Annotated in this window: 15 protein-coding genes; 5 read left to right on the forward strand and 10 right to left on the reverse strand. The window is 65.6% G+C overall.

Going from position 1 to position 18,971, the window contains the following annotated elements; all coding sequences use genetic code 11:
• Positions 1-47 precede the first annotated feature (47 nt).
• Genes QTH90_RS05250 through QTH90_RS05265 form a run of 4 tightly spaced genes read right to left on the reverse strand, consistent with a single transcriptional unit; the run spans position 48 to position 4,671 of the window.
• Positions 48-1,514 (reverse strand): patatin-like phospholipase family protein, encoded by a 1,467-nt coding sequence (locus tag QTH90_RS05250; RefSeq protein ID WP_286663456.1) that lies wholly within the window; start codon positions 1,512-1,514, stop codon positions 48-50.
• Entirely contained in the window at positions 1,511-2,941 is a 1,431-nt protein-coding gene (locus QTH90_RS05255) for a TolC family protein (protein ID WP_286663457.1), read from the reverse strand. Before QTH90_RS05255 ends, QTH90_RS05250 begins: the two co-directional genes overlap by 4 nt.
• Positions 2,942-2,950: 9 nt before the next feature.
• A complete protein-coding gene (locus QTH90_RS05260) occupies positions 2,951-4,087 on the reverse strand; it encodes an HlyD family secretion protein (protein WP_286663458.1) in 1,137 nt (378 codons plus the stop codon).
• Positions 4,087-4,671: a DUF3302 domain-containing protein gene (locus tag QTH90_RS05265; RefSeq protein WP_286663459.1), complete on the reverse strand. Its 585-nt coding sequence runs from the start codon at positions 4,669-4,671 to the stop codon at positions 4,087-4,089. The genes QTH90_RS05260 and QTH90_RS05265 overlap by 1 nt, the downstream gene beginning before the upstream one ends.
• A 257-nt stretch (positions 4,672-4,928) precedes the next feature.
• Here QTH90_RS05265 and QTH90_RS05270 point away from each other — a divergent pair, with 257 nt between their 5' ends.
• Positions 4,929-5,207, forward strand: coding sequence for a hypothetical protein (locus tag QTH90_RS05270; RefSeq protein ID WP_286663460.1), 279 nt, complete (start codon positions 4,929-4,931; stop codon positions 5,205-5,207).
• Positions 5,208-5,221: 14 nt separating this feature from the next.
• On the opposite strand, the gene QTH90_RS05275 is transcribed toward QTH90_RS05270, so the two are convergent.
• Both QTH90_RS05275 and QTH90_RS05280 read right to left on the reverse strand, forming a co-directional pair.
• The gene (locus tag QTH90_RS05275) at positions 5,222-6,703 is read right to left on the reverse strand and encodes an alpha-amylase family glycosyl hydrolase (protein WP_286663461.1); all 1,482 of its coding nucleotides are present in this window, start codon (positions 6,701-6,703) and stop codon (positions 5,222-5,224) included.
• A gap of 5 nt (positions 6,704-6,708) precedes the next feature.
• Positions 6,709-9,483 (reverse strand): MGH1-like glycoside hydrolase domain-containing protein, encoded by a 2,775-nt coding sequence (locus QTH90_RS05280; protein WP_286663462.1) that lies wholly within the window; start codon positions 9,481-9,483, stop codon positions 6,709-6,711.
• Between the two features lie 239 nt (positions 9,484-9,722).
• On the opposite strand from QTH90_RS05280, the gene QTH90_RS05285 reads away from it, so the two are divergent.
• The 3 genes from QTH90_RS05285 to QTH90_RS05295 all read left to right on the forward strand — a co-directional run bounded on the left by QTH90_RS05285 (position 9,723) and on the right by QTH90_RS05295 (position 12,584).
• Positions 9,723-10,868 carry a YihY/virulence factor BrkB family protein gene (locus tag QTH90_RS05285; RefSeq protein WP_286663463.1) on the forward strand — a complete coding sequence of 382 codons (1,146 nt, stop codon included), beginning with the start codon at positions 9,723-9,725 and terminating at the stop codon, positions 10,866-10,868.
• Positions 10,869-11,028: 160 nt separating this feature from the next.
• Complete coding sequence (locus QTH90_RS05290; protein WP_286663464.1) at positions 11,029-12,009, forward strand: PA2169 family four-helix-bundle protein; 981 nt, start codon at positions 11,029-11,031, stop codon at positions 12,007-12,009.
• 101 nt (positions 12,010-12,110) lie between these two features.
• Positions 12,111-12,584, forward strand: coding sequence for a GAF domain-containing protein (locus QTH90_RS05295; protein ID WP_286663465.1), 474 nt, complete (start codon positions 12,111-12,113; stop codon positions 12,582-12,584).
• An 8-nt stretch (positions 12,585-12,592) separates the two neighbouring features.
• Here QTH90_RS05295 and QTH90_RS05300 read toward each other — a convergent pair whose 3' ends face one another.
• The gene (locus QTH90_RS05300) at positions 12,593-13,876 is read right to left on the reverse strand and encodes a phospholipase D-like domain-containing protein (protein WP_286663466.1); all 1,284 of its coding nucleotides are present in this window, start codon (positions 13,874-13,876) and stop codon (positions 12,593-12,595) included.
• Positions 13,877-14,080: 204 nt separating this feature from the next.
• Here QTH90_RS05300 and QTH90_RS05305 point away from each other — a divergent pair, with 204 nt between their 5' ends.
• Positions 14,081-15,193: a zinc-binding metallopeptidase family protein gene (locus tag QTH90_RS05305; RefSeq protein WP_286663467.1), complete on the forward strand. Its 1,113-nt coding sequence runs from the start codon at positions 14,081-14,083 to the stop codon at positions 15,191-15,193.
• Here QTH90_RS05305 and QTH90_RS05310 read toward each other — a convergent pair.
• From QTH90_RS05310 to QTH90_RS05320, 3 genes are read right to left on the reverse strand one after another with little or no spacing between them, the layout of a single operon-like run.
• On the reverse strand, positions 15,160-16,539 hold the full coding sequence (locus QTH90_RS05310; RefSeq protein ID WP_286663468.1) for a class II fumarate hydratase: 1,380 nt from the start codon (positions 16,537-16,539) through the stop codon (positions 15,160-15,162). The two genes, QTH90_RS05305 and QTH90_RS05310, sit on opposite strands and share 34 nt — an antisense overlap.
• Positions 16,540-16,541: 2 nt before the next feature.
• Entirely contained in the window at positions 16,542-17,516 is a 975-nt protein-coding gene (locus QTH90_RS05315) for a tripartite tricarboxylate transporter substrate binding protein BugD (protein WP_286663469.1), read from the reverse strand.
• Between the two features lie 26 nt (positions 17,517-17,542).
• Complete coding sequence (locus QTH90_RS05320; protein WP_286663470.1) at positions 17,543-18,955, reverse strand: cation:dicarboxylate symporter family transporter; 1,413 nt, start codon at positions 18,953-18,955, stop codon at positions 17,543-17,545.
• Positions 18,956-18,971: the final 16 nt, after the last annotated feature.

Consider the following 18,971-nt stretch of genomic DNA (forward strand, 5'->3'; position numbering starts at 1 on the left):
CAGTCCACGTTGAAGCATCTGGATTCTGCTTCGGAAACGAGGCTGGCCTAATTCTTCAGCACTGTCCGTCGCCTCGCTTGCGGTTCGGCAGCCAAGGTGCCGTCGACGTCCTTCAGCAGACGCTTGAACTCGGGCGAATCCAGGATGATCGTGCCTGCCGCGGCCCGCAGGCGATCAACCGCCTCCTCAGGCAGGACGAAGGACGTCGGCTGCTGGTTGAGATAGGCCAGTTCCCCCTTGTCCTTCAGCGCAGCGAACGACACGTCGATGGCATAGATCTCGGCGTCCGGCCCGCGGATCGCGGACGCGAGCGCCGGGTCCTTGTTGTCCGCCATGGCCGCCGACTTGCGGATCCTGCGCATGGTGTTCCAACGTGCCGCCATGTCCCTCAGAAGCTCGACGGCCTCGAACGAATAGCGGTCGATCGGCACACCGCTCGACTTGAGCAGGATCTCCACGCTGCCGGGCGGCGATTCGGATTCGTCCCAGTTCGTCGGCGGCACGGACAGCGAGTTGACGATAAAGACGACGATCCGCTTCGCATTGTCGAGTTGCGTCGGCATGCCGGTTTCCTGCATGGCCTCCAGGATCTCCAGCGAATCGAGCACGCCGCGCATGCCGACGTTGTCCGATACGCCACCGTCCACCAGATGGAGGTAGGGCCGCTTCTTGCTGTCCTCGAAGTCGCCCAGCGAGCGGAGGGAGCGTATCGCGCGGGCCGCCGGTCGCGGCGGGTTGTCGGTATCGGTGAAGCGCTTCACCCACGCGGGAGGCGTCATGTTGCAGGTGCCGCCGTAGTTGTTGATCGTGACCGGCGAGAGCACCACCGGCACCGCCGACGAGGCGGCGGCGGCGCGCGACAAGGGCACGGCGTTCAGGTCCGAGCACAAGACATCGAACGTGGCCTGCTGGAAGACGACACGGGCGCCGCTCGAAATGTCGGTTGCCGATGCGAGGATCAGCGGCCCCTTGCCGCGGTTCAGGTCGCCGAAGGTGGCATTGTTGAACAAGACCTCGTCGTAGAGCTGGGACGCCAGTTCGGACCGCCCCCATCCCAGCGACGACAGCCTGCCCCAGTTGCCGGGATTGAGCGAACGGGAAATGATCTCGCCCTGTACGTCGCGCTTGAGGAAGCGCTGCTCGTAGTCGTCGAACAGCTTTTCGCCATAGAGGCCGTAGGCCAGCGCGGTGAAGCTGCCGCCCGAGACGCCCGTGATGATGTCGACCTGGTCGATCAGCCGGCCCCTGCCCTTCGGCGTGACGATCTCGGTGCGGCGCAGGTATTCGAGGACGCCGTATGAAAACGCGGCGGCGCGCGTGCCCCCACCCGAAAACGCAAGGATGACCAGCGCGTCCTTGTCCTTGACCTCGGCCTGCCGCGTTTCGAAGCGGTAGCCGCTGCCCGGATTCGCCTGGGCGATCGGCGGATTGACCGGACGCGTGGCACAGCCACCGAGCAGCAGAAGGCAAACGCAAAGACACCCGAGCGCAAAGTGCGATCGGGTCGTTGTCATGGCTGCTTCTCCTGGCCCTGCATGGTCGATTCGATCTCGGCGCCGGGACCGAATCCGCCGCCAAGCGCAAGCAGGAGATTGACGCGCTGCACGCGCCGTTCTGCCTGGACGCGAAGCAGTGTCGAGCGCGCGGCATACACGCTCATCTCCTGCTGCGTCACGGTCCGCAGGTCGCGCGAGCCCACCCGGTAGCGGGAGTTCTCGATGTCGAGCACTTTCTGCGCATCCCTCGCCTGCGCATCGAGGATCGGCTCGCGGTCGCGCAGGGTGGCTTCTTCCGCCAGCGCCGTCTCGACCTCATTGAAGGCCCTGAGCGCGGTCTGCGCCCAGGCGGCCACGGCCAGCTGCTGCTCGGCCGTGCGCGCCTCGACCTGCGCCAGCAGCGCGCCGCCGTGGAACAGCGGGGCGACCAGGCCCGCGCCGATGCTCGCACTGGGGTTGTCGCGGTCCTTCAGCACGAACATCTCGCTCGTGATCGAAGAGATTCCCGCCGAGAGCGAGATGCGCGGCAGCCGCGCGGCCTGAGCTTCCTGGGTGCGATCGAAGGCCGCGGCGACGCGACGCTCCGCGGCGACGATGTCCGGGCGGCGTTCGAGCAGTTCGGACGGCACGCCCGTCCCGACCGGCATGTCGACACGCGGCCACGCGGCGGCCGGCTTGAGGTCCGCGCCGGGGTAGCGGCCGAGAAGCAATTCAAGCGAGCGCAGCGACTTCGAGTAGGCCAGGTCCAGCTGCCGCTCGGCATCGACGAACGTCTTCAAATTCGCCTGGGCCTGCACGACATCGCTTTCGCTCGACGCACCGATACGCCAGCGCTGATCCGCAAGCTTGACCGACTGGGTGCTGGTATCGATCATCTGGCGGGCGAGCTGGCGTTGCAACGACGCCTCGGTCGCGAGGAACCACGACTTCGCGACGAGCGCGGCGATCGACTGGCGCGCCGCCGCGAAATCGGCCTGCGTCGATGCGTATTGGTCCTCTGCGGAACGCCGGGCATAGCGCACGCGGCCCCACAGGTCGATTTCCCATGATGCCGAGATCACCCAGCCATTGAGGCCCGACCCATCGCCACCCATCTTGCCGCCGCGCCGGCCGATGAGGTCGATGGCGGGCCATATCTGGGCCCCTGCGGCCTTCACGCCCGCAGCGGCCTGCTCGACCCGGGCAGCCGATGCCCGCAGGTCGTTGTTGTAGGCGAGCGCTTCGGCGACCAGTTGGCTCAGCACCGGGTCGCCGAAGCTCGCGATCCAGTCGTCGCCGACGCTGCCGGATGTCGCACCGGCCTTCCATGCAGCCGGCGCCGGTGCATTGGGCAGCGACTCGCTGGCCAGCGACGCGCGGTCCGGCGGTGACTTCAACGCGCACCCCGCCGCTCCGAGTGCCGCCAGCGCGATCGTCGACCAGAAGCGGATGGAGTGCGTATTCATGCGCGACTCTCAATGCAGCTTGAGGATCAGCACGTCGAGCTTGGAGCCGACACGCAGGATGATCTTGCGGATGATGTGGATCAGCGCAAGATGCTGCGTGTAGATGGCGCCGTCGCCCACCGCGCCAGCGGCGAAGAACTCGTCCTGGTGCCGGGGGTCCACGTCGAGCCTGACGCCGAAACGTCCCGGGGGGATGGGCCCCATGCCGGTCGAGGGCAACTGCGTCGAATTCGCCACCTGTCCCTGGCCCTGCGCCCAGACGATGGATTCGACCTTGGCCTTGAACACCGTGCCCGGCCGGGTCTTCAGCGTGAACTCGGCTTCGTCGCCCGGCGCGACCTGGTGCAGTTCGTTCTGCTGATAGAGCGCGATGACCTGGTACTCGTTCTCCACGAAGGTCATCGCAGGAGTGACCGGGAACGCCGCGGTCATCGAGCCGACCCGCAATTGCAGGTTGATCGCGTAGCCGTCGGATGGCGCGACGATGGTGGTCTGCGACAACTCCCATCGCGAGTTTTCGAGCTGCGCCTTGATCTGCGCGATTTCCGCCTGATCGTCGTCAACGGTCGCAGACAGCGTGGCACGCACCTGTGCCTCACCGGCAATCGATGACGCCAACTGAGCCTGCAGCTCCGCCAGGTTGGCTTGCGCCTGTTCGAGCGCGAAGCGGTCGCCCGCCCCTGAGGCGACCAACTGCCGGTTCTGTTCGACGCGCTTGCGCGCCAGATCCAGCTGCGCCCGCACCACGCCGGACTTCGAGGTCGCGGCCTTCAGTTCTTCGCGCATCTTGCGCGTGCCGCCCTCGGCATTCGCGAGCTGAGCCTCCAGCGCCTTGACCTGCAGCTGGTACGGTGTCGGATCGATCTTGAACAGGACGTCGCCACGCTTGATCAGCCGATTCGGCTCGATCGGCACTTCGATCACCCGTCCCCTCACCTGCGGCACGATGTTCACCACGTACTTGAACACCCGCACCTCGGTCGTGGACGGCGCGAAGATGTTGAGCAGGAGGACCAGCGCCGTCAGCGCGACGACCGGGATGGTGATGACGATCACCATCGTCACGGTGTTCCAGGGAAGCCACTTGAACTTGAAGAAGATCAGCCAGACGAAGAAGGCATAGATGCCGAGGAGGATCGCTTCCATTACGCGGCCCCCCCTTCGACCGTTGCCACGGCTGCGCTCCTTCGCGCCCGCGCGGCCAGCACGCGCTCGCGCACCAGCTGGAGCTCCGGCGTCAGGCTGCCGCGCCGCCCGAGCGCCTCGAGTTCATCCAGCAGATGGTCGAGGTGCTCGCTCTCCAGCTCGTCGCGATGGGCCTTCTCGCCGTGTTCGACGAAGAAGTCCTCATGCTTCTCGGTGCCGAAGGCCATCTTGTAGCCGATGGGCCGGGTATAGGCCCAGAGCCAGGCGAGCGGCCAGAGCAACCCACCGAAGACGAGAGACAGCAGGCACAGGGTGTGGATCGCATCCTTTTGCGGATGGTGGCGCTTCTCGGCGATCTTCTCGGGCATCACGTGCACGATCCAGAACACTGCGATCGCCAGGCAGGGGACCAGCGCCAGCACGACCCACGACATGACATCGGCGGCCGTATCGAGCGCATCGCCTTCCAGGAAGGATGCGTGCGCCTGCGAGGCCCATCCCAATGACAGCGCAATCGCTGTCGAGAGGCCGGCTCGAAGACGACGGCCGCGCCACTTCATTGAACGCCCACGAGGCTGGTGCATCTGGATCTCCTCCTGATCGAAAACGAATGTAACGGCCAGCGTGGCTTAACGCAAAGGAAATGATCAGCGCCTCGTCCGGCGCGGATGAGCCGCGCCGCTTGCTCCAACCGTAACGCGAAGAAAAGTGCCCGCACTGACCGAAGAGGAAACACTTTGTCATTGGACGCCCGGCCTGCCGGCGCGGATCATTGAGCGGCATGCGAGGGCATGGCAATGCATCCGCTTGGCGTGCCTGCGCTGATCGTGGAGGCAATGAAATGAGCGAAGCCATCTACTGTTTCGACACGGCAACGGTGCGGTTCGCAATCTACCCCGATGGCCCCGAGGGCGAGCGAGTCGTCGTCGAGATCGCCGAAGATCCGCTGCGCGACCTGTTTGGTGCGGACGGCGGCGGGGACACCCTGGTGGAGGCCTACAAGGCGAACGCCTCGATCATCGACGCCTGCGCCTTGGAGCGCCATCACGAGGCGCCTCATCACCCCGTTCTGCTGGAAACCCGGGATTTCGAGGCGATGGAGCATATGGCCGGCGCCTGAGCTGACTGACGGAGTCAGGTGAGCCGTTGCACATCGAAAACATGCCGGCCCCATGGCGGCATGTCCAGGAACAGCCCACGGGCAAGCAGGTCATCGCCTGCCCGGTCGTAGACCGCCGGGCCGAGCAGATCGCGTAGCTGCAAGGTGCATCCCGCCATCTGCGGCATGGGAACGCGCACGAAGCACTGGGACTGCTGCGGCGAACAGTTCACGGCCGCGAGCAGCCATGGCTGCCCGGCCCCTTCCCAACGGAAGGCGATGAAGTTGTCCGCCGTGGGGTTCTCGGCCCATGCCGGAACGCACTCCAGCAAGGACCAGCGGCCTTCGCGCACGATCGGCAGGCGCAGCACGGCGAGCAGCCGCTCGTAGATTCGCTGGAGTGCGGCGTCCACGGCTTCATCCGGCGCGCGGACCAGATGCGGCGAGATCCGTGCTCGCCGACCCTCGAGCTGCCCCTCGTGGAAGAAACGCAGGCCCGGCGAGAGATAGGTGAGCACCGCGGCGGCTGCGTGCATTTCCGGCGCGAAGGTGGATGCCGCTCGCGGCTCGTCGTGGTTCTCCAGGAAACGCGCCAGCCTGTCCTGATAGCCCATGTCCGCGCACAGGTGCTCGCGCACTGGGCGAGCGTGCTGCTCTTTCAAGCGGTCGTACAAGCGCTTGTCGTAGGTGTAGTCGAAGCCCTGTTGCTGCAGGGTCCACTCCATGTCCCAGTACACCTCGGCCATGAACAGGAACGCCGGATGCGTGCGCCGCACCGTCGCGATGGCCTTCGGCCAGAAGGGCTCGGCGCGGATGCCCCAGGTGCGCTCGAACACCTCGGGCAGCACCAGCATGGCCATGTCGCAGCGCACGCCGTCGCACTGGCCGGCGATGCGTTCCAGTTCGCCGACCATCGCAGCCTGGAGCGCCGGATTGCCGTAGTCGAGTTGCAGCGTGTCGGGCCAGCCATCGAAGTACGGGTCGCGGCCATAGGCGAGCAGGAGCGGCCCGCTTGCCGTCGCCACGCGGCCGAAATTCTGCGGCGAACGCGCCAGATCGGCTTCGCTGCCGGGGACGAAATAGTCCGGGTGATCGTCCGTCCACGGATGATCCGGCGCCATGTGGTTCGGCACGAAGTCGAGCATCAGGTTCAGCCCTCGCGCGCGCATGCGCGCCCGCAGCCGCGCCAGGGCGTCATTGCCGCCCAGGGCCGCATGCACGCGGTAGTCGGCAATGGCAAAGCCCGAGCCTCCAATGTCCTCCTCGCGCAGATCAGGCAGCGTGTGCTCGAATTCGCGCCGCCACGACAGATTGCTGCGCGAGACCCGCTGCGCCGCCTCCCCCGTCTGCCAGACGCTGAGCAGCCAGAGCCAGTCGAAACCCATCTCCGCCAGTCGATCCAGTTCGGCGTCGGCGATGTCGTCCAGCGTGGCCGGACGCCCGAGCGAATGCGACAGCGCGGTGAGCCAGACGCGTGTGTTGATCTGGTACAGCGCCGGATAGCGAGGCTTTTGCACGGCGCTCACCGCCGGGTGTCGGATCCGGGCCCCTGCCTGCCATGCATCGCTCGCGCTGCCGCAGCCTCCGCGCCTGGCATCAGCAACAGGTCCTGGGTCAGCACGGCGTTGACCTGGATGATGCGCGCCACGCAACCGGTCCAGCCGGTCTGGTGGCTGGCGCCGATCCCGGCCCCGGTGTCGCCATGGAAGTACTCGTAGAACTGCAGCAGGTCGCGCCAGTGCGGGTCGTCGCGGAACTTCGGCGCCGTGCCGTATGCCGGCCGGCCACCATCGCTGTCGCGAAGGAAGATCCGGGTCAGGCGCTCGCCCAGTTCCTTCGCCACTTCGAGCAGGGTCTTCATCTGCCCCGAGCCCGTGGGGCATTCGACCTTGAAATCCTCGCCGAAGTAGGCATAGAGGCGGAGCAGCGAGGTGTAGAGCAGGAAGTTGATCGGCATCCACACGGGTCCGCGCCAGTTGGAATTGCCGCCGAACATGCCTGAATCCGAGTCGCCGGGCACGTACGCCACGCGGTAGTCCTGCCCCGCATGCTGGAAGACATAAGGATGTTCCAGATGAACGCGCGACAGCGCGCGAATGCCATGGGGGCCGAAGAACTCGCTCTCGTCGAGCATGCGCGCGAGGATGCGGCGCAGCTTCTTCTCGTCGACGATGGCCATCATGCGGCGATTGGCCACGCCGGGCTCCTGCGGCAGATGCATGTTGGCCGCGAGCTCGGGGTGGCGCACCAGGAACAGTTGCGCACGCTCGCGGAACTTCGGCAGCCTGGTGAGGATGTCCTCCTCGAACACGGCCACCGCTGCCAGGGGCAAGAGGCCGACGATGGAGCGCACCTTCAGGCGCGTGGCGCTGCCGTCCGGCAGACGCAGCACGTCGTAGAAGAAGCCATCTTCCTCGTCCCACATCTCGTCATGCCGCTCGCCGACACGGTCCATGGCGCCGGCGATGAACAGGGTGTGCTGGAAGAACTTCTCGACGAACTCCTCGTAGAGCGGCTCCTCCAGCGCCAGTTCGACGGCGATGCGCAGCATCTGCTGGCTGAAGAACACCATCCATGCCGTCCCGTCGGCCTGGTCCAGGTAGCCGCCCGTGGGCAGCGGCGACGAGCGGTCGAACACGCCGATGTTGTCGAGCCCCAGGAAGCCGCCCTCGAAGACATTGGCGCCGGTGCGGTCCTTGCGGTTGACCCACCAGGTGAAGTTGACCAGCAGCTTGGAGAAGGCGTACTTGAGGAACTCGACGTCCCCCTGCCCCCCGCGGCGCTCCTTGTCGATCAGATAGAGCTGCATCGTCGCCCACGCGTGCACGGGCGGATTGACGTCGCCGAAGTTCCATTCGTAGGCCGGGAGCTGGCCATTCGGATGCAGGTAGTCGTTGCGCAGCATCAGGTCGAGCTGCTGCTTCGCGAAGTCGGGGTCGACCATGCCCAGCGGGATCATGTGGAAGGCCAGATCCCACGCGGCGTACCAGGGGTACTCCCATTTGTCGGGCATCGAGATGATGTCGTCGTTGAACATGTGGCCCCACTCGCTATTGCGCACCCGGCGGCGCTCCGACAGCGGCAACTGTGTGCCCGCGCCATGCTCGTCGAGCCAGAGATCGAGGTCGTAGTAGAAGTACTGCTTGGTCCACAGCATGCCGGCCAGTGCCTGGCGCATGACGTTCACCCGGTCGGGATCATCTCGAATGGCAGGCGGTGTCACGGAGGCATAGAACGCATCGGCCTCCTGGAGCCGGGACGCGAAGACGGCATCGAAATCCCCGAAGGCACTGTCCGCGGCGCCAATTTCGCTGGCCTTCAGTCGCAGCCGGACAACCTGCGATTCCCCGGAAGCAATGTCGAGCTGATAGTGCGCGGCCACCTTGGTGCCCGTCTGCGCCGGATTGATCGCGGCCGTGTCGCCATGGACGACGAAGCTGTGGATGGCGTCCTTCACGTAGGCGGAGGCGTTGGTCCCACCGAACAGGCGGGCGTTGTTGGTCTCGTTCTCGGTAAAGAGCAACGGTACGTCCGCGTCGCAATGCAGGTCGTAGTCCCCCAGCGATTCCAGGAACAGAGGATCGGTATGCCGGGCGCGGACGGTCGAAGCTCGCGCGGACGTCACGCGCTCGAGAATCGGCTTGGACCCGCCTCCCGACTGCGACCAGGTGTTCCTGAACCACAGCGTCGGCAGCAGATGCAGGGACGCCGCTTCCGGACCCCGATTGAAGACGGTGATCCGCACCAGCACGTCGTCGGGTGCGGCTTTCGCGTATTCGACGAAGACATCGAAATAGCGGTCGTCGTCGAACACGCCGGTGTCCAGCAACTCGTACTCGGGCTCTTGCTTGCCGCGGTTGCGATTGGTGCCGACGATATCGTCGTAGGGATAGGCCGCCTGTGGGTACTTGTACAGGTACTTCATGTACGAGTGCGTGGGCGTCGAGTCGAGGTAGAAGTAGTACTCCTTCACGTCCTCGCCGTGATTGCCCTCGCTGTTGGCCAGACCGAAGGCGCGCTCCTTCAGGATCGGATCGCGCCCGTTCCATAGCGCCAGCGCGAAGCACAACACCTGGTGGTCGTCGCTGATGCCGCCCAAGCCGTCTTCGCCCCAGCGGTAGGCGCGCGAGCGGGCCTGGTCGTGGGAAAAGTAGTTCCAGGCGTCGCCGTTTTCGCTGTAGTCCTCGCGGACCGTGCCCCATTGCCGCTCGCTGAGATAGGGCCCCCACTTCTTCCAGGCCGCCCGGTTCGCACGCGCTTCGTCCAGGCGGTGCTTTTCTGCTGCTTCGGTGCTCATGGGATGGTCTCCTTGAGGCCCATGCTGGCGGGAACTTGAGACGCATCTTCGCCTCTTGTCCCAGGCTGTTCAAGGGGCGCCGGCTGGAGCGGTGCCAAGCGCCTGTCAATGTCGCACGACATAGCGGAATAGAAGTGAGGAGACTTCCTGACAGCGTTCGTCCGTGCGTGCCGACCGACTGTGTCGAGCGCGAATCCTAGTTTCGAAGTCCCAGGGAGCGCTGAACAGGAGGCCCCCGCATGAAGCCCAGGGAATTTCTCGCACTCTGCCGCAAGGCGGTCATGGCCTGGATCGACGACTTCGCTCCGAGCATGGGCGCCGCGATTTCGTACTACACGATCTTCTCCATGGCGCCGCTGCTGGTCATCGTGATCGCCATTGCCGGCGCGGTGTTCGGTCGCGAGGCGGCACAGGGAGAGATCGTCGCGCAGATCGGCGGGCTGGTAGGCCAGGACGGGGCCACGGCCGTGGAGGCGCTGTTGCGCAGCGCGAGCGAGCCGGAGAGAGGCCTCGTCGCCGGCGCCATCAGCGTTGCCGTGCTGCTGATCGGGGCCACGACGGTCTTTGCCGAATTGCAAAGCTCGCTCGACCGCATATGGCATGTACCGGAGCGGGAGAAGCCGTCCGGCCTGTGGGCGGTGCTGCGGTCGCGTCTTCTGTCGTTCGGGCTCATCCTCGGGCTGGCCTTCCTGCTGATCGTGTCGCTGATGGTCAGCGCGGGCCTCGCGGCGTTCGATGCCTGGTTCGGTGGTCTGCTTCCAGGCTGGGAGATTCTTCTTCAGGGCACCAACGAGTTGATTTCGATCGGCATCTTCACGCTGCTTTTCGCCATGATCTTCAAGCTGATGCCGACGGCGGCCATCGGTTGGCGTGATGTCTGGATCGGCGCGTTCGTCACCGCCCTGTTGTTCGAACTCGGGAAACTGCTGATCGGGCTCTACCTGGGCAAGAGCGGGGTCAGCGAATCCTTCGCCGCCGCGGGCTCGCTGGTAGTGCTCGTCGCGTGGGTCTACTACGCTGCGCAGATCTTCCTGCTCGGCGCCGAGTTCACCAAGGCCTATGCAGATTCACACGGCTCGCTGGCGGGTTCCAGGGCAATGGACGGAAGCGCCCGTGACGCGCAAGTCCATTCGGGCGCAGGTCTCGCTCCGGAGGTTGCGGCTCAAGCGATCGCACCGCTAGGCGTGCGGGCGCCGGTACCGGACTATTCAGGCATCGCTAGAACCGGGGCCGCACAGCGTGAGGTCGATCGCCGTGTTGCCAAGGCAACCAGCATGCTCAGCCGGCAACTGGTGCTGCTCGCGGCAGTCACGCTCGGCAACTTCCTGACCACTCGCTGGGCCCGGCGTCAACGAAAGATCGCGCGCCGACGCCGCCAGCCATAGCCGCACGGCGAATTGCATCTCGTCGATACACCACCGGCTTTGCCCTACATGCGCTGGACGATGTCGACGACTCCACCGGGTCATGCGCCTCGCTACGGTGACCTCGGCTCTCTTCTTCGAAGAGTTTTCAATCGCCCACGGCGGGCAACCAGGAGACAACATGGCAACAGATGACGGCCAACTCGGCAATGGCACACCCAACCGCGATCCGATCACTGGCGCGCCCGGCGCCCATCCGGTAGGCACCGGGCTGGGAGCGACAGGGGGCGCACTCGCCGGAGCAGCCGCGGGGTCGCTCGCCGGTCCTGTGGGAACGGTGGTCGGCCTGGTGGCCGGCGCGGTCGCTGGCGGCCTCGGCGGCAAGGCAGTGGCCGAAGGGGTGAACCCGACGGCCGAAGAAACGTACTGGCGCGAGAACTACACAAAGGAGCTGTACCACGACCCGAGCCGGCCCTGGGAAGACTATGGTCCGGCCTACGAAGCGGGCTGGACCGGGCGCAGCGTCCGGGGCGAAGACTTCAGCGTGGCGGAGCCCGCGTTGGCATCCGAATGGGAAAGCCGCCGCGGCGCCTCGAGGCTCGATTGGACCGAGGCTCGCCCGGCTGCGGAAGCCGCCTGGAACCGCGCGGACGAGACCTACTATGCGACGCAGGCCAACGGCAGTGACATCGTCAGCCACGAAGATCTCTCCGACGACGACGTGGTGGACGTGCTGAACGATCTGCTGGAGAACGCGCGTGATGGTGAATACGGATTCCGCACCTGCGCCGAGCAAGTGGAAACGCCCAACGCCAGGCAGCTTTTCGAGAGTCGCGCGGATGGCTGCCGCCAGGCCGGGGTGGAACTGATCCAGCTCGTCAGGGCGTACGGCGGCGAGCCGGCATCTGGCGGCACAACGGCTGGCGCCATGCATCGCGGCTGGGTCCAGGTGAAGGGAACCGTCGGCGCCGACAGCGAACTCTCGATCCTCGAATCCTGCGAACGCGGCGAGGATTCGGCGGTCGCGCGCTACCGCAAGGCGCTGAAGCAAAGCCTGCCCGCGGAAGTCCGCGCCGTCGTTCAGCGGCAGGCGGATGGTGCACAACGAAACCACGATCTGATTCGCGACCTGCGGAACGCTGCACGCGAGCGGAACGGGTAGCTCCGTGCCAGAAAGGCGGGCGGTGTCAGTGCTTCCTTCAAGCACCCAGCGCCCGCCTCGCTGGGGCGGCCCAGTGGATCAAGCGTACAGTCACCCACACCATGCCCTCCCTTCGCGATATCTCGGTCTTCACCGCAACCTTGCAAACGGAGGGCCCCGAAGCCGCCCTCGCCTTCCTGAACGCTGCCGTCCCGCACCGGTACTCGGCGGTCTATCGCCTTCACGGCGAAACCCTGCAGAACATCTACCTGCATGACAAGCAAGGCGAGCTGCGCCCGGAGTTCCTGGCAATCGTCCCCTTCGAGGTGAGTTTTTGCCAGTTCGTGCTTCGCGACGGCTTCTTCCGCACGGACGATTCAGGCAAGGACTCCCGACTGGATGGGCATCCGTACCAGGGCATGATGGTCTCCTATCACGGCGTGCCCCTCACGAGTGCGACGGGTGAACTCATCGGGACGCTCTGTCATTTCGATGTGCAGAGCCACCCGCTGCCGGACGGCGAATTCGAGCTTCTCCAGAGTGCAGCGCGGGTTCTCCCGCCCTTCCTGCCGTCGATCTCCGCTCAGCCAGCCTAGAGCGTGCGTCAGAGTTGCGCAGACAGCAACGAGGCGAGGTGCTCCAGCGCTTTCTCGGACAGCGGGCGCTTGCGCCAGTCTTCGAGAGTGATGCGCCTGGAGTGCTTCAAGTCGGTCTCGAACTGGACCGTTTCCATCGCAGCGAAGGCCTCATCGTAGATGTTGAGATTCGCCTCGTCGTTGAGGCGAAACGAACGGTTGTCGAAGTTCGTCGACCCGACCGAGACCAGCAAGCCGTCGACGGTGAAGACCTTGCAATGGAACATGGTTGGCTGGTATTCGCTGATCTCCGCGCCGGCTTCCAGCAGGGGGCCCCAGGCCGCCCGGGACGCACCGCGCACGGTTTGCGAATCCATGATCGGGCCGGGCGTGATGATGCGCACCCGCACACCACGCCGCATGGCCGCGACCAGCGCGCCGACGGTCAGGTCGTCCGGCACGAAGTAGGCACTGGCGAGATCGATGCTCTTCGTTGCCGCGGCGATGGACAGCAGGTACATCAGGTGCATGCTCTCGCTTCCTCCTGAGGGCGAGCTGCTGAACATCTGGGCGCGCCCGTTCCCCATCCTGGCGATCGCCGGAAAGTAGCGCTCTCCGTGCAGCACGTCGCCCGACACCTTGATCCAGTTGTCCATGAAGACGGCCTGCATCTGGGCGACGACGGGCCCTTCGACCTTGAAGTGGGAATCGCGCCAGTGCTCCGCGTCTTGGGCATCGCCCGTCCAGGCGGGCGCGATACCGACCCCGCCGGTAAAGCCGATACGCCCATCGACCACCAGGAGCTTGCGGTGGGTGCGGTTGTTCATCCGGGTGATGTCGTACCAGTTCGGCTTGTGGAACTTGCGGATCTGCACGCCGGCGTCTTCCATCTCCTTCACGAAATCCTCGTCGACCTTCGCGCTGCCCACCCAGTCGAGCAGCACGTGCACCTTGACGCCGGCTCGCGATCGCTCGGCCAGCGCATCGGCAAACGCGCGCCCGATGTCGCCCGACCAGTAGATGTAGGTCTCGAAGGTGATGCTCTGCCGCGCGCTTCGGATGGCGGCCAGCATGGGCGGGAAGATGCGGTCGCCGTTGTACAGCGCCTCGAAACGATTGCCCTCAGTGATGGGCGGCCCGAGCATGACGCCCAGTGCACGCTGGTACTGCGCGTCGTGCAACGCATATTCGCGGGTTATCTGTTCGTCGAGTTTCTTTTCGCCGCCGGTGAAGGCGAGCACGAGGACCGTCGCGGCGACCGACAGGACGAGCGTCCAGAGAATGGCTTTCGTGCGGCTTCGAAGTGGGTTCATGGAGGCATGGATCAACGCAAGGCCGCCGGAGTGTGCGCCTCGGGTGTCCCCCTCGCGCGACCCGGGCGTCATCAAGGTCGGTAGGACGGCGCCGCAACAATGCGACGGCACCTCGTCCCACGTGCGGGCGGGCAGACGTCCGTGGCGACGGCCTGCGCCGGCCGACCGACAATGTTGCGTTGCAACAAGAAGAGCGCGGACCCCATGAAGCAGTTGACCTGTTCGAATTGCAGCAATCGCGTCTTCTTCGAGAACCTGAGCTGCGAAACCTGCGGCTCGGTACTGGGATACGCGCCCGATGAGCAACTCATGCTCGCCTTCGAGGCCACGGAAGAGGCGTCATGGCGCCGCCTGGGCCACCCCGGTGCCGACTACAGGCCCTGCGTGAACCGCAAGGAAAGCGTGTGCAACTGGATGGTGCCCGCCGGCGGTGCCCACGAGCATTGCCTCTCATGCCGCACGACACACACCATTCCCGCGCTGACCAAGCCCGAGAACCGTGGATACTGGGCTGCGCTCGAACAGGCCAAGCGGCGCCTGTTCTACACGCTGGTCGAACTGGTCCTGCCCACGCCCAACAAGCTGGAGGATCCGGCCAACGGCCTGTCGTTCGAGTTTCTGGAGCAGGCGGACCCGAAGGAGCGGGTGCTGACCGGGCATGACGAAGGCGTGATCACGCTCAACATCGCCGAAGCCGACGATGCGCGCCGCGAGCACATCCGCATGTCGATGCACGAGCCCTACCGGACGCTGCTGGGTCACTTCCGGCACGAGATCGGCCACTACTACTGGGACCGGCTGGTGCGAGGTACCCCGTGGATCAACGAGTACCGGGCGCTGTTCGGTGACGAACGGGCGGACTACGAGGAAGCGTTGAAGAAGCACTACGGCTCGCCCGTGGCGGATTGGCCCTTGCGCTTCATCAGCGCCTACGCCAGCTCGCACCCGTGGGAGGACTGGGCCGAGACCTGGGCCCACTACCTGCACATGGTGGATGGCCTCGAAACCGCCGCCTCGTGGGGCGCGCGACTGGACTTTGCCCTGCCCTCGGGACCTGCCCTGAAGGTATGCAGCCTCGATCTGCAGGCCGAGTCCATCCGGGACGCCGTGGTCGAACAGTGGCTGCCGGTTTCCCAGTTCATCAATGCCATGGATCGGAGCCTGGGCGCGCACGACAGCTACCCGTTCATCGTCGTCCCGCCGGTGATCGAGAAGCTCGACTTCATCCACCGTGTCGTCCGGGCGGGCAGCTCGGGCAGCGTCGCGATGAATTTCCTGCCGCGCTATGGCGTCGACGCGCCCACCACGCTGTCGTAAGTCGCCTCGTCCACGAACCCGAGCGACAACGCAGCCGCTCGCGGCGTGATGCCCTGCGCGAGTGCAAGGGAAGCGATCTTCGCCACCTTGTCGTACCCGAGCAGCGGGTTCAGGGCCGTCACCTGCAGCAACGCGTTCTCGACGTTGCTGGCGAGCCGGTCCCTGTCCACCTCGATGCCTTCGACCAACCGTAGGGCGAACACGCGGGCCGCATCGGCCAGCACGCGAATCGACTGCAGCAGGTTGGCGATGAGAACAGGCTTGGCGACGTTGAGTTCGAAGTTGCCTGATGCGTTGGCCATCGTGATGGTCGCGTGGTTTCCCACGACCTGCATGCAGGCCTGCACCAGCACCTCCGCAATCGTAGGGTTGCGCTTGCCCGGCATGATCGAACTCGTCAGGCCGTCGTCCGGAATCTTCAACTCGCCCAGGCCGCAACGTGGCCCGGAACCGAGCCAGCGCACATCGTTCGCGATCTTGATCAGCGACGTCGCGATGACGTTGAGCGCGCCGGACGCTTCGACCAGGGCATCGTGCGCCGCCATGCCTTCGAACTTCGACGGGTTGGGCAGGAATTGCCGGCCGGCGAGCGTACTGATCGCCTCGCAGAAGAACGCGTCGAAACCGGGCGGCGCATTCAGGCCGGTGCCGGCGGCCGTCCCACCTTGCGGCAGTTGCTGGAGCCGCGGCATGGCGGCATCGATCCGGTCGATCCCGTGCGCGACCTGGCGGGCAAAGGTGTCGAAGGCCTGTCCCATCGTCATGGGCACTGCGTCCATCAGGTGGGTCCGTGCGATCTTCCGCGCATTGGCGAAGGCTTCGGCACGGCGCTGCAGACCGTCGCGCAGAAGAACGAGCGATGGCTTCAGCCGACGTTCGAGTTCCAGCACCGTGACCACGTGCATGACGGTCGGGAAACTGTCGTTCGAGGATTGCGATGCGTTGACGTGGTCGTTGGGATGCACCGGCGACTTGGTGCCCAACGGCTGGCCCAGCAGCTCGTTCGCCCGGTTCGCGATCACCTCGTTGGCGTTCATGTTGGTCTGGGTGCCGGAGCCGGTCTGCCAGACCGTGAGCGGGAAGTGCGCATCGAAGCGCCCGTCGCGCAACTCGGCGGCAGCGGCCACGATGGGCTCCGCCAGTTCGGGCGCAAGCGTCGCGCAACGCAGGTTGGCCTGCGCAGCCGCCATCTTCTGGAGCCCGAAAGCATGGATCAGGCAGGCCGGAAAACGCTCCTCGCCGACCTCGAAGATGCCGAGTGCGCGCTGCGTCTGCGCACCCCAGTAGCAGTCGGCGGGGATCTCGACCGGGCCGAATGCATCGCTCTCGATGCGTACGCCGCTCATGCTCAGTCCAGGGAGATGTTGGTCTTGGCCGCGACGGATTTCCATCGAGCCACCTCGCTCTCCGTGTGCTTGCCCAGCGCCGCGCCGGTGTACTGGTCGGCGGGCAGCAACTGGATGGCCTGCTCCGACATCTTGTCGGTGAAAGCCTTGTCCGTCATGACCTTCTGGTAGGCCGCCTGCACCTTGTCCAGCACGGCCTGCGGCGTGCCCTTCGGCGAGTAGACGCCATACCACGTCGATGCCTCGAAGCCGGGCAGCACCGTCTCGGCCAATGTCGGCACGTCCTTCAGTTGCGGGAGCCGCACCTTCGACGTCACCGCCAGCGGTCGCACTTTCGCCTCCTTGATCTGTGGCAGGGCGGTGTTGGTCTGGTCGAAGATGCCGTCCACCTGGCCGCCGATCACGTCGATCAGCGCGGGGCCGGCGCCCTTGTAAGGAACCTGCGAGATCTTGATGCCCGCGGTCGACGCGAACAGCGCCGCGATCAGGTGAGAGCTGGAGCCGACACCCGCATTGCTGATGAACAGCTTGTCCGGGTTGGCCTTGCCGAAGTCGACCAGTGACTTGATGTCCTTGGCCGGATGCTCCCTGCGGACCATGAGCACCAGCGGCGTATCCGGAAAGCGGAACACCGGTGCGAAGTCCTTGACCGGATCGTAGTTGAGCTTCTTGTAGAGCGCGGGCGCGGCGCCCATGTAGCCCATGTGCCCGACCAGCATCGTGTAGCCGTCGGGCGCGGCGCGCGCAGCCTTGGCGGCGCCGACCGTGCCGCCCGCGCCGGGCGTGTTGTCGATGACGATGGGTTGTCCCAGTTCCCGCGCCACATGTTCCGCGATGCTGCGTGCGAGTGCATCCGTCGGCCCGCCCGCGGCGAAGGGCACGATCCAGGTGACCGGCTTCACCGGGTAGGCCTGCGCGAACGCACTGCCCGCCACAAACGCCAGCGCAAGCGCGCCAAGTTTCCAGTTCGACTTCATGATGATTTCCTTGAGGTGGATCGGGGTCAGTGGGCAGCGGCCGGCGCACGCATGTCGATGCCGGTCGGGTGGGGATTGGTGTCCTTCATGTCCTCGGGCAGCAGGTTGCCGTCGTCCAGTTGCGCATCTGCGGCGGCGATGGCCGGAAAGCGCTCGGGATAGAGATGCCGCTCGGCGACCTTCGGGTCGAAGGTGCCGGACCATTTCGCGACGACTACGACCGCCACGCTGTTGCCGATGGTGTTGCACGTCGAGATCGCCATCGACAGGAAGCGGTAGACGCCGAAGATCACAGCGAGCCCTTCGACGGGAAGAATGCCGGTCGAAGTCACGGTCGCCGCGAACACCACGAACGAACCGCCCGACACCGTGGCCGCGCCCTTGGAGGTCAGCAGCATCAGCAGCAGGATGCCGATCTGGTGGTCCAGCGACAGCGGTACGCCGTAGGCGTGGGAGATGAACATCACCCCCATCGCCATGAAGATCGACGTGCCGTCGAGATTGAAGGCGTAGCCGGTGGGCAGCACCAGCCCGACGGTCTGCTTGGCGCAGCCCAGGCGTTCGAGCTTGATCAGCAGGCGCGGCAAGGCACTCTCCGACGATGCCGTGCCCAGCACGATCAGGATCTCGTCCTTGATGTAGCGCAGGAAGCGCCAGAGGCTGAAGCCTGCGATCTTCGCGATCAGGCCGAGCACCACGGCGATGAACAGCGCGATGACCGCATAGAAGCTCAACACCAGTTGCGCCAGCGCAATCAGCACCGCGCTTCCGTTGCTGCCGACCGAGTACGCCACGGCGCCGAAGGTGCCGATGGGCGCCAGCTTCATCACCAGGTTGATGAACGAGAACAGCACCTCCGAGATGTAGTCCAGTCCTCCATTGACCTTCTCGCGGCGACCTTCGGGAATCGCGAGGATCCCGATGCCGACCATCACCGCGAGGACGACGACCTGCAGCAGTTCGCCCTTGGCGAAAGCACCGACGAAGTTGTCGGGAACGATGTGCGCCATGAACTCCAGGAAGCCTTGCGGCGCCGCGGCCTTCGCGATCGGGGCGGCGGCGCCCGCGGCCACCGTGGTCATGCCCTTGCCGATGCCCAGCAGATTGCCCGCCAGCAGGCCGACGACCAGTGCGATCGTCGAGATCACCTCGAAGTAGACGATCGATCGCCAACCGACGCGCCCTGCACTCTTCACGTCGCCGGCCGATGCAATGCCGTGCACGATGGTGAGGAACACCAGCGGCGCGACGCCTGCCTTGATCAGCGACAGGAACATGTCGCCCAGCAACTTGAGCTGCGAGGCGAACTTCGGGAAGGCGAAGCCCACGACGATGCCGAGCACCAGGGAGACCAGCACCTGCATGCCCAGCTTGCGATACCAGGGCAGCTTGCGGGCGGGAGCCAGGGGCGCTTCGAGGGTGGCGGTGGTTGTCATCATGTCTCTCTCCCGCGTC

It is taken from the genome of Variovorax flavidus (genome assembly GCF_030317145.1).
GTDB lineage: Bacteria > Pseudomonadota > Gammaproteobacteria > Burkholderiales > Burkholderiaceae_C > Variovorax > Variovorax flavidus.

Coding starts and splice junctions, on each gene's coding strand:
- QTH90_RS05290 (WP_286663464.1), top strand. CDS start 11,029: ATGGCAACAGATGACGGCCAACTCGGCAATGGCACACCCAACCGCGAT.
- QTH90_RS05285 (WP_286663463.1), top strand. CDS start 9,723: ATGAAGCCCAGGGAATTTCTCGCACTCTGCCGCAAGGCGGTCATGGCC.
- QTH90_RS05320 (WP_286663470.1), bottom strand. CDS start 18,955: ATGATGACAACCACCGCCACCCTCGAAGCGCCCCTGGCTCCCGCCCGC.
- QTH90_RS05255 (WP_286663457.1), bottom strand. CDS start 2,941: ATGAATACGCACTCCATCCGCTTCTGGTCGACGATCGCGCTGGCGGCA.
- QTH90_RS05270 (WP_286663460.1), top strand. CDS start 4,929: ATGAGCGAAGCCATCTACTGTTTCGACACGGCAACGGTGCGGTTCGCA.
- QTH90_RS05300 (WP_286663466.1), bottom strand. CDS start 13,876: ATGAACCCACTTCGAAGCCGCACGAAAGCCATTCTCTGGACGCTCGTC.
- QTH90_RS05265 (WP_286663459.1), bottom strand. CDS start 4,671: ATGCACCAGCCTCGTGGGCGTTCAATGAAGTGGCGCGGCCGTCGTCTT.
- QTH90_RS05280 (WP_286663462.1), bottom strand. CDS start 9,483: ATGAGCACCGAAGCAGCAGAAAAGCACCGCCTGGACGAAGCGCGTGCG.
- QTH90_RS05305 (WP_286663467.1), top strand. CDS start 14,081: ATGAAGCAGTTGACCTGTTCGAATTGCAGCAATCGCGTCTTCTTCGAG.
- QTH90_RS05310 (WP_286663468.1), bottom strand. CDS start 16,539: ATGAGCGGCGTACGCATCGAGAGCGATGCATTCGGCCCGGTCGAGATC.
- QTH90_RS05315 (WP_286663469.1), bottom strand. CDS start 17,516: ATGAAGTCGAACTGGAAACTTGGCGCGCTTGCGCTGGCGTTTGTGGCG.
- QTH90_RS05250 (WP_286663456.1), bottom strand. CDS start 1,514: ATGACAACGACCCGATCGCACTTTGCGCTCGGGTGTCTTTGCGTTTGC.
- QTH90_RS05260 (WP_286663458.1), bottom strand. CDS start 4,087: ATGGAAGCGATCCTCCTCGGCATCTATGCCTTCTTCGTCTGGCTGATC.
- QTH90_RS05295 (WP_286663465.1), top strand. CDS start 12,111: ATGCCCTCCCTTCGCGATATCTCGGTCTTCACCGCAACCTTGCAAACG.